At 67.5% G+C, this 255-nt stretch carries 1 protein-coding gene; it reads right to left on the bottom strand.

Going from position 1 to position 255, the window contains the following annotated elements:
- On the bottom strand, window positions 1-255 hold a 255-nt coding region (locus RM609_RS34385; RefSeq protein ID WP_498073181.1), incomplete at both ends, for an ACT domain-containing protein.

The following is a 255-nucleotide window of genomic DNA, read 5'->3' as shown; positions in this document are numbered from 1 at the left end:
ACGTACGGTCGGAGACCTTGCCCAGCACCACGCCCTCGATACCGCGGAGCTTCTCGACGATCTCGTCGGCGTGCTCGGTCGAGGTGGTGGCCATCGTGACGTCGATACGCAGCTTCTCGTGCCCGGAGGCGGTCACGTCCAGGCCGGTCACGGACCCACCGGAGGACTCCACGGCCGTGGTCAGCTCACTGACCGCGGTCCCCGACACGGGAACCTCCAACCGGACCGTCATCGAATACGAGACGCTAGGCGCCG

The sequence above is a fragment of the Streptomyces hesseae genome (assembly GCF_031845785.1).
Taxonomy (GTDB): Bacteria; Actinomycetota; Actinomycetes; order Streptomycetales; family Streptomycetaceae; genus Streptomyces; species Streptomyces hesseae.
The sequence above is the reverse complement of the archived record's forward strand: the minus strand, read 5'-3'. Positions and strand labels throughout refer to the sequence as shown.